Origin of the sequence: Nonomuraea sp. SBT364 (assembly GCF_001083785.1) — a bacterium.
Classification (GTDB): Bacteria; Actinomycetota; Actinomycetes; order Streptosporangiales; family Streptosporangiaceae; genus Nonomuraea.
In genome coordinates, this window is record NZ_LAVL01000031.1 from 1 (window position 1) to 12,131 (window position 12,131).

The following is a 12,131-nucleotide window of genomic DNA, read 5'->3' on the forward strand; positions in this document are numbered from 1 at the left end:
GAAGAGCTGGAAGATTCTTCGGAAGCTACGGTGCTGTCCTTCCAAGGCCGGGCACCTGTGCAAGGCCATCGCCGTCCTCCAGAACCACCGCGTTGCGCAGGCGGCATGAGGATGAAAAGCGTTCAGTGTATGACCGCGGTGAGAATGCTGCTTGAAACGTTCGTCCGCCAGGGCTGGGATGAAGCTATCCAGTTCGTCGAACGCCTAGAGGACATGTTTCGCTGAAGCGGTAACCGTCCCAGCATGCATCTCACTTACGTCGGCATGTCGCTGGCAAGTGGGGCGGTCGTCGCCGTCGGCCTGCTCGCGCCGCGACGTCGCTGAAGTCCCTGGCCTAGGTAATCCTGTCCGACCGACGCTATACGCAAGGAACTGCGACGTCAGACGAACCACAATGCCGATGTCGGCGAGTCCCATCAGGATCCTGAGCAGCGAGGTACTTCGGGCAGAAACTTTGCTTTGAGGCGTGCACCAACGCGCCGCGCCACGGCTAGCCGTCTTGCTAACGCGGATGCTAACAACCGCCCTGGACAACCCTGGATGCTCCTGGAGCGAGAACGCTCCAGGAGAGGCTCTAAGTAGGCGTCCATGATGGCGATGGACGTCGGTGGACAATCTCGAAGTCCCTTGTAAACAGAAGGTCAGGGGTTCGATTCCCCTCGTCGGCTCTGCAACCAGAAGGCCCCTGAACAGGCGTTATGCCGTCAGGGGCCTTTGGGTTTTCGATCTTCAAGCGGTGCCTTCGGCGTCTTTGGGAGCCACCGGGGGAGCCACCGGGGGCTGTTTCCCCAGGAGAGCGCTGGAGATGGCTTCGGTCGCTGCGCGGCGGTCGCCTTCCAGCAGGTGTCCGTAGACGTCCTTGGTGATCGCGATGCCGGCATGGCCAAGGACCTCGGACACCACATGCAGGGGAGTGCCCTGGGCGAGCATGAGCGACGCACCGGAGTGGCGTAGCTCGTGCGGGTGCCAGTGGCCGAGGCCGGCCTTTCTGGCCAGCCGGGAGAACGGAACGCGTGTACGCGGAGCATCTCGCTGCACCAGGAGGCGCGGCTGCGATGGTGTTCGCTGAGAGAACCAGATCATGCATATGCGGAGTCTGGCAGTCCCCTGTGACAACTGGTGGCCGAGAGTCGATACGTGGATCTCCACGGGAACAGGGTGGCGTCTCAATGGCTGCCCCGTGACACCTGCTCTTCTGCCGCCTCCAGCCAACGCCGATACCAACGCCCGACCCCGAGCGGATTTCCATCGTCGTCGCAGAGCGGCCAGAATCCACAGTCGCCGGCGGTGTCGTCAGCCCACATCCCGAAATCGGCGTTGACGTTTTCCGGCGGGAAGCCCCGGGCGCCACAAGGAGGCCACAATCAACCGATCTTGCTAACGGCGATGCTGACAAGGTCCATGGACTCCGACGCACACCCCTGAAAGGGGATCAAACTCGGGAAGGCGCGTCAGGGCTCGGTGATGGAGAAGGCGTTGCCGTCGGGGTCGCGGAAGGCGAACATCGGCGGCACGCCCGGCCATGCGAGGATCTCGTCCGTGTCGACGCCGGCGGCCGTGAGGGCGGTGTGCGCCGCCGCCGCGTCATCGGCGGTGAACCGGATCATGATGTGGCCGCGCGTGACGTCCGAGGTGACGTGGTCCAGCGTGACGACCACGTCGTCGCTGCCGGGTGCGAGCTCGATCCACCGCCCGGCCGGGATCGGACCGTCGCGTACGACGGTGAAGCCGAGCGTGTCGACGTAGAACCGCAGCGCCTGCTCCTGGTCGGTGACGGGCACGCTGACGGTGCGGATGCCGGTGATGACCTTTGCCGGCGCGGTCATCGTGCGATCCGGTCGTCGAGGGTGACGGTGACGGTGTCGCCGGCCTGCTTGCCGATGCGGGCGCGGGTGCCGGCGGTGAACGCGAGCTTGTGCGTGCCGTCGCCGAGCGCCATGAACGAGCCCCGGAACGGCTCGCCGTCGACGCGGCCCTGCACCTTCACCAGGCCGCGGGTGCCGAAGAACTCGGCCGAGCCGGGCATCACGACATAGGTCCAGCCGCCCTTGTTCGGGCTCTTGCGCAGCGTCGCGGTGAACGTCTTGTCCAGTTTCGCGCCGGGGGTGGTGTGTCGTGCGGTCATGATGGTTCTCCTCCGTACATGAGTGAGCCGGGGGTGGTGAGTTCCGTGCCGGTCTCCAGCCAGGTCTTGAGCCCGGAAAGGACCATCGGCCAGCCGCCGTAGAGGTGCTCGTCGGCGTCGACGGCGAGTTGGTCGTGCCTGACGACGAGCCGGCAACTGTCGCCGACCTGCTCGATCTGCCACGTCACCCGGCTGGTGCCCTGGGCGGCGATGTCGTCGTCCCAAATGGCGTGGTAGGTCTGCACGAGCCGCCAGGGCGGGTCGACCTCGAGGTTCTCGCCCTCGACCAAGCCGCCGGCCCTGTCGTGGGCGATCCGGTAGGCGGAGCCGGTGGTCCAGTCCGATTCCACGCGCGCGCCGAACTGGAACCGTGCCCGCGTCTTCGGATCGGTGATCGCCTGCCACAGCCGCTGCGGCGTGGTGCGGATGAAGATCTCGAACACCTTCTCCACGCGTGCCTCCAGATCTCGCTTCAGGTCGACGAGGCCGGCAGCCCACGTCTCGGTGTACTTGCTTACCCAGCGGTCGTGGATGAGGCGGATCGGCACGGGGTTCAGGAAGTGCAGCTTCTCCCTGCCCCGCCGCTCCGGCACGACCAGGCCGGCCTCCTCGAGCAGACGCAGGTGCTTGGCCACGGCGACCCTCGTCATCGCGAACCGGCTCGCCAACGCGTTGAGCGACTGCCCGTCCCGCCGGAACAGCTCGTCGAGCAGCTCCCGGCGGGTCGGATCGGCCAACGCCTTGAACGCCAGTTCCATGCGGCCAATATAGGAAACCATTTGGTTTCATGTCAACCGCTCCGGGACGGACGGCCAGGGGCCACGACCGGTCGCTCGCAGAAGGATCCGAGAGGGCAACCCGCGGTTCGCGGTCGTCCCGGCTCACGGCCGGGCGGCGGTCGAGGCTCGTGCGGCACAGCGCGTGGCAATGGCTCCGGTAGAGGAAATCGGCCTGTTGATCGATGGTGCGGAGATTCTGAGGAGTGCCCAGGCCGAGGTGGCCGTGGGCGCGGGGAGCTATGGGCAGGTCGTCCAGGTTCCGGAGGAGCGGTGGGGGATCCATGAGGGCGTCGCCGAGCTGGTGGACGGTGAGTTCGCCCGGCAGCTCGCCGAGCAGGAGGAATGGCCCGAGGTCACCGACTGCGACAGGCTGACGGCCGCCTTCCGCGACCTCGACGTGGCGGGCGTCAAGGGACGTGAGCAGCACCAGCCGCGCTGACGAAACGCGAAACCACCTGCACGTGGACGATTCGCGAACGGCTCGGGCAGACGGACGGGGTCCTGAGGAGAGGCAATCTCTGCAACCCGGCGATGGCCCAGCCCGGGGGCGTCGTCTCCCGTTGCGGTGAGCTGCGCGTCCGCGTCGACGACTTCGGCAGCCGCGACCGCCGCCGGGAGAGGAAGACCGTGTTCGCAGCTCGGGCCGAACGCTTCGCCGAGGACGGGCCCGTTCACCGCCTCACGGGCATCGGGACCGGGCGTTCGCGTTCGGCGACCAGGTGCACGTCCTGGCCGGCGGCTACATCGTCCTCCTCAGCTACGACGGCGCGAACATCGGCGGTGGCGTCCGCGACGCCCCCGGTTGTCAGGTGCCGGACCGGGACGAAGCCGCGCTGCGTAAGTCTCTCGTCCAGATCGCCGGGACTTTCGTGCCGGGCCTTTCCGTCGGTGATTGAAGTACCGACGCAGAAATTCATCGGCCCGCGTCGGCGGATGGAATGTCGGTGGGGGCGGATATCGTCACGCGGCATGAGTGTCCAATACGGATGGTCCGGCCTCTTCCCGCCTGAGGTAACGGCGGAGGAATGGCCTGATCACCCGCAGTTGGGTCCGGAGTACGGTCTCCACCCGCCGGCGAGTGAGGCGGCGGTCGGCCGGCTCGAAGAGCGGCTGGGCATGAGCCTGCCGCCGAGTTATCGCAGCTTCCTCCTGTTCGCCGACGGCTGGGGCGTCGACGAGTATTCACTGCGGCCGGTCGCGGAAGTCGGCCGGCTCCGTGACCTCGAACCCTGGATCGTGGAGTGCTGGTCAGCAGATGCGGGCTGGAGCGTGCCTGATGACCTCTACTTCGTCTATGGGAAGGAACAGGACTGCGTTCATCTGAGGGTTGAGTATCTGCCAGCCACCCTGCTGATCGGGCACTGGGACGACGGGGTATTCCTGCTCAACCCCGAGGTCATGACACCTGACGGCGAGTGGGAGGCCTGGTATCTCGCGCCTTGGCTGGCCGGTGCCGATCGCCACCGGTCCTTCTGGGAACTGATGAAAAGTCAGTTGAGTTAGCTCACGCTGACTGAGTTGGGCCGCGACGAGGACGTACGGCGTTGTTCTGAGAAAGGTGGAATACGATCAGGCCTCATTGTGCGCTTATATCGTTCGGCGGCTGCCGCCTCCTTCGTCATCACGCTCGGTGCGATCATTCTCAGCCTTGTGATCGGCACCGCGACACCCGCGTGGCTGGTCACCATGTGGTACCCGCCGAACGAGGTCGTCGGCGCGTCTCCGCTGGTGCCGGTGCTGGGCGGGCTGCTGCTGGTCGGGCTGGTGAACTCGTGGATGCTGTGGCAGGTGTTGCGTGGACCCGCGACCACGGACGTGCCGATGCGCCGGGCGGCCTCGTGGCTGCGGCTGGTGCTGTACGCCGACGTGGTGTGGCTGCTGATCCCCTCGTTCCTCCCCGGCCCGGTCGAGACGGTCGTCGGGCTGGCGCTCTGGGCGTCCGCGCTCGTTCTGCTCACGGTGGTGCTCACCGGGCCGGGCCGGCCCTTCCGGCTGGCGCTGCTCCTGCTCGGGCTGGCGGAACCGGTCAGGTCGCTGGTGACCGACCTGACGGATGGTTCGCAAATCCTGCGCTTCGTGGTGAGTCCGACCTACCAGGCGACCGCCGTGGCCGCGAGCGTGGCCGCGTCCGTCGCGATGGTGATGCTCCTGCTCGCCCAGCGGCGCGACGGACGCTGGAGCCGGGTGACGCTGCTCATCGGTGCGGGCACGTTCGCGAGCGCGTTCCTGGTGGAGCTGGTGGACAGCCTGACGCGAGGCAGCACGATCGAGTCCATCGCCGAGGCGATGGACGTGCTCCACTTCGTCTGGCTCGCGCGCACCGCGCACGAACTGAACCGTGAGCCGAGGCGGAAGACGCCGCTGCGGGTGCCCACTGCGGTCACCGCCGGGGCGGCGACGGTCCTTCTGCTGATCGTCGTCGGGCCCGACAACCCTCCACATCTCACCTACACCTGGCGGACGGATGCGTTCACGGGCTGTTTCGCGTGGTCGGCCCCGCCGCGCGTCGCGGACATCGCGGTTCATGAGCGCGATCGGGCCTATCTGTGCAGCGTGAACAAGTCGGATCACGAGATTTCGGACCAGGAACTGCTCGGCAAGGGCAATGTGGCGTGCGCCAGGTTCGCAGCCGGGAAGCCGGTCGGGGCTCGGCCGGCGCTGCTCGCGCTGCTCTGCCCGGAGGTCATTGGGCGGAAACATCCGGATCTGTTGGTGTCGTCCGCTCAGATAGCGCAGCAGGAGAAGGAGAAGGAGGACCTCGCGCGCGAACAGCGGGCTCGCGAGGCGCGGGAAGAGGACGCCCTGTGCCGCGACCCGTGGCCCGCGCTGCGTACGCGAGCCCAGGCGACCGCCTCCTACTACGACTGGGACACCCAGCCCTACGGCATCTACGACGCGGAAGCCGACACCTCGGCGGACGCGGAGACCATCTGGGATCTGAGATCGATCGACTCCCTCGAAGTCAGCGGCCAGCTGGCCCTGATCTTCACCCCCAGCCAGGACTGGGCGACCTGCGTCACGGTGAAGGCGCTGCGCTCGACCCCGCCACCTCTGCGACGCAAGGGCTGGGACGAGGTGGTCGAGGCGGACATCGTCAGCGAATCGGGCCGGCTGGTGATGCAGACGCTGTCGGCGAGCAGGGTGCGATTCCCCGATCTCGCGCGCAGCGGCCCCGGCCGTTACCGGCTGCGGCTGTATACGCGGCCGGGCGTGGATCTCATCCTCGTTTATCCGGCCAGGAGGGCCACGTAGTCAGTTCGCGCTGGTCGAGTGCCACCTCGCCTGGTGGCGGGACAGGAGGGCCCGGATGGCGGTGCGGATCGGCTCCGTGGGGGATTCGGGGACGCCGGTGGTCAGGGCGGTGAACATGATGCCCAGCACGCTCATTTCGAGCAGCAGGGCGTCGTCCTGGCTGAACTCGATCCCGGCGGCGTGGCCTTGACGGACGATGAGCCGGCACCGGTCACGCAGGGCGTCGGTCAGCAGCCGCCGCAGCCGTGGGTTGCGGCTGCTCTCCAGGTGCAGTTCGAACAGTGCCAGCGGATCGTGGCGGTCGTCGGCCAGCATCGTCGTCATGACCCCGACCAGCGCTTCTTCCAGGTCGGCCGGTGAGATCGGCCGGATGGTGTAGCCGTCCACGCGTTCGCCGAGCCGGCGGGTGATGCGTTCGACGACCCCGTTGAGCAGTGCGTCGCGGGTGCGGAAGTAGCGCGAGGTGGTGCCGGCCGGCACGGCGGCCGCGGTGTCGACCGCCCGGTGGGTCAGCCCGTGTGACCCCTGCTCGGCCAGCACGGCGATGGCCGCGTCCGCGAGGTGGTCGCGGCGCTGCGGATTAGGCGGTGGCATGGCGCCCCTCCGGGTCGGTGCGATGTGCCGGGCCACACCATTTCACCAGAGCCTGTTCGATGCCGTCGCGGTCACCGGCCCAGGCCACGTACCCGTCCGGGCGGATCAGCGCCGCCTCGGGGCCGGTGGCGCGAAGCGGTCTGGCCGGCCGTACCCGGTTCCGCCGGGAAAGGGGCACCTCCTGGTCGGACAGCAGGACGAACGTGCCCGCGCGCAGCACCTCGTACAGGCGGCCCCGATCCGTCGGGCCGTCCGCGGCGCGACGGCCGGTCAGCGGGTGGGCGCCCGGTCCGGCGGGCGGGTAGGCGAACTCCAGGCCCGACAGGCTGCCGAGGATGCGGCGGCGTCCCGGGCCGGTGTGCAGCAGGGCCGCCATGAAGCGCCGGTTGACCTCCAGGCGCAGGCGGGAGCCGCTCAGCACCAGCCCGGTGAGGTGGTCGGTCATGGCCAGGACGGCGGAGCCGACGGGGTGCCGTTCGGCGTGGTAGGTGTCGAGCAGCCAGGGCGGGGCCCAGCCGCGCAGGTCGGCGGCGAGCTTCCAGCCCAGGTTGACGGCGTCCTGGATGCCGGTGTTCATGCCCTGGCCGCCGATGGGCGAGTTCACGTGGGCGGCGTCGCCGACCAGGAAGACCCGTCCCGATCGGTAGCTGCGGGCCTGGCGGCGTTCGGCGGTGAAGCGGGAGAACCAGCGCGGCTCGCTCATGCCGTAGTCGGTGCCGGCGATCCGCCGGAACGCCTCGCGAATCCGGGCGAACTCCGCGTCGTCCCGCTCTTCGCGCAGCCACGCGCCCACCCGGAACCAGCCGTCACCGAACGGCAGCGTCACCACCACGCCCTCCGTGCCGACCTGGGTGATGGGTGGCGGCTCGGAGGCCGGGATGCGGACGTCGGCCAGGAGCATGGGCAGGCTGTACGCGTCACCGGCGAAGCCCACGTCCACCAGGTCGCGGACGGTGCTGTGGGCGCCGTCGGCGCCGACGACGTACTGGGCGGCCAGCTCCGTACCGTCTTCGAGCCTGAGGCGCACGGATTCGGCGTCCTGCGTGAGGTCGACGACGCGGGCGTGGTGGCGGATGTCCACGCCCAGGTCGGTGGCGCGTCGCCGGAGGAGCTTCTCGGTGCCGTTCTGGGGCACGAGGAGCAGCATCGGGTAGCGCGTGTCGAGCCGGCCGAAGTCCACCCGTGAGGCGTAGGCGGGATACACCGTTCTGAGAGGGTTGCCCCGGGCGACCAGTTCGTCGGCCATGCCCCTGGCGTCGAGCACCTCCAGGGCCCGGGCGTGCAGGCCGAAGGCTCGGGTGACGGTGGATTCGCCGCCGCGCCTGTCGACGACGGTGCAGGAGATTCCGGCCAACGCCAGCTCGCAGGCGGTCATGAGGCCGGCGGGGCCGGCTCCCACGATGATCACGTCGTTCATCGGCATACTCCGTTCGCTACATCTGTATCGCTACGTTTATAGCGTACGTGGCGCGGCCGAGGAGAAGGGGGACGCGATGCCGGGGATCAGCGCAGGTCTGGAAGGTAGGGGCTGAAGTGGTCGGCGACGATCTCCGCCATCGCGGCGGCGTCCCGCGAGCCGTCGACCTCGATCACGCGGATGCCGAGCCGGCGGGCGGCGCGGGAGGCGTCCTCCGCGACGAGGCGGTCCCGGGCGAGGCGGTTGGCCTGGGCGCGGGACGGATCGCTGAGGTGGTGCCCGAACGAGGAGGCTCGGGGCAGTTCCCGGACCTGGTGCAGGCGGAACTCCGGCGTGGGCACCATGACGACCATCCGGCGCGGTGAGTCGATGACGGGGGCGACGAGCTCGGGGCGCAGCCCCCAGCCCTCGGCGATGATCGGGTGGCCGGAGACGAGCGCGCGCAGGTCGTCCAGGGCCCATTCGAACCGGTGCGGGAATCCTGCCAGGGTCTCGGCGGCCATCTCTTCCGGGGGCGTGTGGACCCACACACTGTCCGGGTCGGGCTCGGTGGCGGGTTCGCCGAGGCCGACGCGGCGGGCGATCCGGCGATCGTTGTGACCGCGCGCGTCGTGGTAGTCGTAGTGATAGACGGTGACGCGGTATTGGACGGCCAGGAGCCGGGCCACGGTCGACTTCCCGGCCCACTGGCCGCCGCCGATCCACAGTGCGCGGTGCAACGTGCCGAAGGGATCCCAGACTTCGCTGGTCAACTTGCGTCCTCCTGCGATGAGATGCGGGCGGTCGTTGTACGGTGCGATGAAGGAGGCGACGCTCTATGGCGGACGAGCAGATCACGACCATCGGCGGATGTCACATGTGCAAGCGCACCTTCAGCTTCACCCCGGCGACGGTCATGACGTTCAGGATGGACCCCGAGACCAACCTCCCGCTGGGCATGACGGTGTCCGGCGCCTTCCGTGAGCCGACCCCGGAGGCCAGGGCCAGATCGGTCGAGCGACACCTCTGCCCTGACTGCGTGGACAGGGTCAAGCAGCTCAAACACTTCATGGATCAGCAGTCCACGACGAACTTCGACACCTGGCAACGGGGCGACTCCTAACCCGGGTCGCTGAGCGTGGCGGCGAGGGTGGCGCCGAGTTCCCAGCAGGATTCCAGGTCGTCCTTGCCCGGAGCGCCGATGACCGTCACCGGGCGGTGCGCCCGTTCCCAGCCGAGCCCGGTGGTGATCGACTCCACCGCGCGGACCGCTCCGGCCGTGTCGTTGTTGCCGTGCACGTACAGCGCGTACGGCAGGCGCCGGGTCTCCTCCAGGCAGGGGTAGTAGATCGTGTCGAAGAAGTGCTTGAGCGCTCCGCTCATGTAGCCGATGTTGACCGGTGTGCCGAGGACGATGCCGTCCGACCGGAACACGTCGACGGCGGTGGCGTGCAGCGCGGCGCGGGTGACCACCTCGACGCCCTCGATCTCGTCGGTGGTGGCGCCGCGCCGCACCGCCTCGAAGAGCTCCTGCAGCGCGGGCGAGGCGGTGTGGTGCACGATCAGCAGACGCCGGGCGGTTTGTGACACCCTGCCGATACTTTCATGAGGTCAGGGCCGGATGTTCTCGTTCAGGTGGAACACGTTGTCCGGGTCGTACGTGCGCTTCAGCTCCCTCAGCCGCGCCAGCTTCGCCGGCGTGTAGGCGCGGTGCACGCCCGAGGCTCCCTCGTCGGACAGCGCGTTCACGTACGCGCCGCTCGCGAAGGGCTCGACGCCCGCGGCGTACTTGCGGGCGGCGGTCATCCGCGCGTGGTCGTCGGCGGGGTCCGTCCAGCCCGCCGACGTGTTGAACTCGATCTGCGCGTCGCGGTGGCTGTACGCCGTGTCCTCGTCCGGCACGTCGCCGATCGCGCCGCCGTTCAGGGTCAGCCGCGCCGCCGGGTACGTGCCGTCGCCCCGGTCCAGGAACGCCTCGATCGCCTCGTCGGTCAGCCGGCGGAGGTAGTGGCCCTTCCAGTAGCGGCGGAAGGCATGGCCCTCGGCGTCGTCGCCGGCCGTCTGGAGGGCGAGGTAACTCAGCTCCCGTACGTGTTCCGCGACCGGCCTGCCGATCGACCTGTACGCGGAAAGCAGCTTCCGGCCTTCGGCGGGATCGCCCACCCAGACGAACCCGATCGTCGCCACCGGGCGGTTGTCGCGTTCGGTGACCCGCGCGACGGGTGTCGCCAGGCGGGGCGCCTCGGCCAGGAGGTCGCGCCAGCCGCGCAGCGCCTCGGCCGCGTCGTCGAGTTCGTGCACGAACTCGACCTCCAGCGCCCGGGTCCCCACCGGGTGCAGGCGGAACTCGAACTCGGTGACGACGCCGAAGTTCCCGCCGCCGCCGCACAGGCCCCAGAACAGCTCGGGGTGCTCGGTCCGGTCGGCCCTGACCAGCTCACCGGTGGCCGTGACGACCTCGTACGAGATGACGTTGTCGCAGGTCAGGCCGTATGCGCGGGCCAGCCAGCCGACGCCGCCGCCGAGTGTCAGGCCGCCGACGCCGGTGTGCGAGACGTTGCCCGCGGTGGTGGTCAGGCCGTAGCGCTGGGCCGCGACGTCGAGCGCGCCGAGCAGGGCGCCGCCGCCGACGCGCGCCCGGCGGGTTTCCGGGTCGACGCGGGCCGCGCCCATGGGCGCCAGGTCGATCAGCAGCCCGCCGTCGGTGACCGGCAGGCCGAGCACGCTGTGCCCGCCGCAGCGCACGCCGATCTCCAGCCCGGCGTCGCGCCCGTGCCGGATCGCCTCGATCACGTGCGCGGCCGTGGCGCATCGGATGATCAGGGCTGGTTTGCGGTCGACCATCGCGTTCCACACCATGCGTGCGGCGTCGTACCCGGGATCGCCTGGGCGAAGACTGCGTGTCATGATCACCTGCTTCTGTTCAGGGTCGTGAGGAAGCGTTCTTCGAAGGCGGCGGTGTCGGCGGCGACACCGTACCGGAGCAGGCGTCCGGCGGGCGACAGGATCGTGCGGCCGGCCGAAGGCCCGTCAGGCACCACGTCGACGCGGCCCGTGGCGAAGCGGACGTGACCCGGGTGGATGGCGCTCATCGCGGCGAGCGGGTCCCACCAGTAGAGCAGCCCGGCCGCGATCAGCGGCGCGACCTCGGGATGGGTGGCGATCTCCAGGACGGTGGCGGCCGCCGGGGTGCGGTGGTCGGCGCGCAGCCGGTCGAGGAAGGCGTCGGTGATGAGCACCGCGTTGGCGGCGTCCAGCGACACCATGCGCACGCCGCCCCGGCTGCGGGTGAGCGCGTGCCGCGCGGCGGCGGGGTCGAGCCAGTAGTTGAACTCCTGCGTCCCGTCGAACTCCGGCGGCGTGCCGCAGCACAGGTTCCCCGGCACGCGGACGGCGCCGCCCATCGTGGTCAGCCGGGAGGCGGAGGCGGGCAGGGCGGCGGCCACGTTGCCGAGCGGACCGGTGGCGATGATCTGGGTCGACGGGTCGGCGCGCAGCGTCTTCCTGATGAGCTGGGAGGCGCTCAGCCTGGCCGGGCTCTCGTCGCCGGCGCATCCGGGGGTGGCCGAGGTGAGCACCCGGTCGAAGAGCTGCCGCAGCTCGGCGGGGAAGGTGTTGGGCGCCGTCCCCGTCCGGTCGGCGATCTCGACGTCGGGCAGGCCCAGGCGCTCGGCCAGGCATCTGGCGTGCCGGATCGCCCTGCCGGGTAACCCGGCGCCGTCGTTGGTCACCGTGATGGCGCGTAGGTCGATGCGACCGGCTTTGTGCTCCTGTGAGAGGTAGGCGAGGGTGGCGGCGTCGTCGAAGTCCATGTCGGTGTCGAAGATGACCGAGGGCGTCCGGGCGCCGGCGGCGGACGGCAGGGCGGCCGGGACGGCCATGACCAGGAGAAGGGAAAGCAGGACTCGTTTCACCATGAAGTCACCATGAAGTCGATTCCGGGGCGAGACAGTGCTTTTGTCCCAGTCAACCTCAGACGTGCCGT

General features: G+C 69.3%; 16 protein-coding genes. 6 read left to right on the forward strand and 10 right to left on the reverse strand.

What is annotated here, in order from left to right; translation table 11 throughout:
- A partial coding sequence (locus tag ADY59_RS52575) for a hypothetical protein (protein ID WP_231618752.1) occupies positions 1 to 225 on the forward strand: 225 nt, incomplete at its 5' end.
- 504 nt (positions 226 to 729) lie between these two features.
- Here the strand turns inward: ADY59_RS52575 and ADY59_RS48760 are convergent.
- The 4 genes from ADY59_RS48760 to ADY59_RS16810 all read right to left on the reverse strand — a co-directional run bounded on the left by ADY59_RS48760 (position 730) and on the right by ADY59_RS16810 (position 2,883).
- Positions 730 to 1,083, reverse strand: a complete 354-nt coding sequence (locus ADY59_RS48760) for a tyrosine-type recombinase/integrase (RefSeq protein ID WP_082310163.1) — start codon at positions 1,081 to 1,083, stop codon at positions 730 to 732.
- Between the two features lie 368 nt (positions 1,084 to 1,451).
- A complete protein-coding gene (locus ADY59_RS16800; protein WP_049563169.1) occupies positions 1,452 to 1,826 on the reverse strand; it encodes a VOC family protein in 375 nt (124 codons plus the stop codon).
- On the reverse strand, positions 1,823 to 2,125 hold the full coding sequence (locus ADY59_RS16805; RefSeq protein ID WP_049563171.1) for a DUF1905 domain-containing protein: 303 nt from the start codon (positions 2,123 to 2,125) through the stop codon (positions 1,823 to 1,825). The genes ADY59_RS16800 and ADY59_RS16805 overlap by 4 nt, the downstream gene beginning before the upstream one ends.
- Positions 2,122 to 2,883, reverse strand: coding sequence for an ArsR/SmtB family transcription factor (locus tag ADY59_RS16810; RefSeq protein ID WP_049563173.1), 762 nt, complete (start codon positions 2,881 to 2,883; stop codon positions 2,122 to 2,124). Before ADY59_RS16810 ends, ADY59_RS16805 begins: the two co-directional genes overlap by 4 nt.
- A 196-nt stretch (positions 2,884 to 3,079) precedes the next feature.
- On the opposite strand from ADY59_RS16810, the gene ADY59_RS16815 reads away from it, so the two are divergent.
- The 4 genes from ADY59_RS16815 (at position 3,080) to ADY59_RS16825 (ending at position 6,156) form a co-directional block, all read left to right on the forward strand.
- The gene (locus ADY59_RS16815; protein WP_156325549.1) at positions 3,080 to 3,343 is read left to right on the forward strand and encodes a DUF6891 domain-containing protein; all 264 of its coding nucleotides are present in this window, start codon (positions 3,080 to 3,082) and stop codon (positions 3,341 to 3,343) included.
- Positions 3,344 to 3,623: 280 nt separating this feature from the next.
- Positions 3,624 to 3,800, forward strand: coding sequence for a hypothetical protein (locus tag ADY59_RS50040; RefSeq protein ID WP_156325550.1), 177 nt, complete (start codon positions 3,624 to 3,626; stop codon positions 3,798 to 3,800).
- 73 nt (positions 3,801 to 3,873) lie between these two features.
- Positions 3,874 to 4,407 (forward strand): SMI1/KNR4 family protein, encoded by a 534-nt coding sequence (locus ADY59_RS16820; protein ID WP_053174836.1) that lies wholly within the window; start codon positions 3,874 to 3,876, stop codon positions 4,405 to 4,407.
- Positions 4,408 to 4,422: 15 nt separating this feature from the next.
- Complete coding sequence (locus ADY59_RS16825) at positions 4,423 to 6,156, forward strand: hypothetical protein (protein ID WP_156325551.1); 1,734 nt, start codon at positions 4,423 to 4,425, stop codon at positions 6,154 to 6,156.
- Here ADY59_RS16825 and ADY59_RS16830 read toward each other — a convergent pair whose 3' ends face one another.
- From ADY59_RS16830 to ADY59_RS16840, 3 genes are all read right to left on the reverse strand, one after another.
- A complete protein-coding gene (locus ADY59_RS16830; RefSeq protein WP_063780691.1) occupies positions 6,157 to 6,750 on the reverse strand; it encodes a TetR/AcrR family transcriptional regulator in 594 nt (197 codons plus the stop codon).
- The gene (locus ADY59_RS16835) at positions 6,737 to 8,167 is read right to left on the reverse strand and encodes an FAD-dependent oxidoreductase (RefSeq protein ID WP_197093698.1); all 1,431 of its coding nucleotides are present in this window, start codon (positions 8,165 to 8,167) and stop codon (positions 6,737 to 6,739) included. Before ADY59_RS16835 ends, ADY59_RS16830 begins: the two co-directional genes overlap by 14 nt.
- 86 nt (positions 8,168 to 8,253) lie before the next feature.
- On the reverse strand, positions 8,254 to 8,919 hold the full coding sequence (locus tag ADY59_RS16840) for a hypothetical protein (protein WP_049563181.1): 666 nt from the start codon (positions 8,917 to 8,919) through the stop codon (positions 8,254 to 8,256).
- Positions 8,920 to 8,984: 65 nt separating this feature from the next.
- Here ADY59_RS16840 and ADY59_RS16845 point away from each other — a divergent pair, with 65 nt between their 5' ends.
- Complete coding sequence (locus tag ADY59_RS16845) at positions 8,985 to 9,269, forward strand: hypothetical protein (protein WP_049563183.1); 285 nt, start codon at positions 8,985 to 8,987, stop codon at positions 9,267 to 9,269.
- On the opposite strand, the gene ADY59_RS16850 is transcribed toward ADY59_RS16845, so the two are convergent.
- Genes ADY59_RS16850 through ADY59_RS16860 form a run of 3 tightly spaced genes read right to left on the reverse strand, consistent with a single transcriptional unit; the run spans position 9,266 to position 12,063 of the window.
- The gene (locus ADY59_RS16850) at positions 9,266 to 9,736 is read right to left on the reverse strand and encodes a flavodoxin family protein (protein WP_049563185.1); all 471 of its coding nucleotides are present in this window, start codon (positions 9,734 to 9,736) and stop codon (positions 9,266 to 9,268) included. The two genes, ADY59_RS16845 and ADY59_RS16850, sit on opposite strands and share 4 nt — an antisense overlap.
- Positions 9,737 to 9,757: 21 nt before the next feature.
- Positions 9,758 to 11,053, reverse strand: coding sequence for an FAD-binding oxidoreductase (locus ADY59_RS16855; RefSeq protein WP_053174844.1), 1,296 nt, complete (start codon positions 11,051 to 11,053; stop codon positions 9,758 to 9,760).
- 2 nt (positions 11,054 to 11,055) lie between these two features.
- Positions 11,056 to 12,063 carry a nucleoside hydrolase gene (locus tag ADY59_RS16860; protein WP_063780689.1) on the reverse strand — a complete coding sequence of 336 codons (1,008 nt, stop codon included), beginning with the start codon at positions 12,061 to 12,063 and terminating at the stop codon, positions 11,056 to 11,058.
- Positions 12,064 to 12,131 lie beyond the last annotated feature (68 nt).